Source organism: Enterococcus sp. DIV1420a (assembly GCF_051712165.1).
Taxonomy (GTDB): domain Bacteria; phylum Bacillota; class Bacilli; order Lactobacillales; family Enterococcaceae; genus Enterococcus; species Enterococcus faecalis.
This window is the reverse complement of record NZ_JBIOOI010000009.1, coordinates 1-606: the sequence shown is the minus strand read 5'-3', so window position 1 is coordinate 606 and position 606 is coordinate 1. Positions and strand designations below refer to the sequence as shown.

Here is a 606-nt window from a genome sequence, read left to right as displayed (position 1 = left end):
TGCTGGTGCCACCGGTTGACTTTGTGGATCAGGTGTTGCAGTGATATTGCTTCCAGTATCACCAGGTGTTTCTGTGTTAATTGGTGTCGCAGTATTTTCTAATGCTCCAGGAGCTAAGTCATTCGTTGCCTCAGCTTCAGGCGTTACAGTTTCAGGTGTTACTAACGCTGGTGCTTCTTTCGTATCTTCTACTTTTTTAAAGCTTACTGGTTCCCCAACTGGTTTCTTAGGATCAACTTTATCTTCTTTTTTAATTTCTGATTTATCGACCACTGAGCCATCCGCGTCTTTCACTGTTACCATGTTTCCATCAAAACTAATGACACGACCGACAGGCAAGTTTTTCTCTTCCCCTTTAGCTAAATCAATATGATTGATTTTTGCTAAAGCGTCAACGTTAATATTAATTTTTTGACCAATTGCCCATAAAGTATCCCCACTTTTTAAAGTGTAATCTTTTTGGTCTTTGGTAATTTGAATTTGATCAGGCGTGTTCGCTTTCCAAGTCTCTGCATGTGCATTCGTTCCAGAAAAAGTTAATCCTCCTAATGTGATAGCTGATACAAACAATCCCGCAATGATTTTGTTTTTCATTTTCAATTCCTC

Annotated in this window: 1 protein-coding gene; it reads right to left on the bottom strand. The window is 39.1% G+C overall.

Annotation, left to right across the window (positions count from 1 at the left end):
- The coding region (locus IGI80_RS18960) for a LysM peptidoglycan-binding domain-containing protein (protein ID WP_438724296.1) at positions 1-594 on the bottom strand (594 nt) is incomplete at its 3' end.
- Positions 595-606 lie beyond the last annotated feature (12 nt).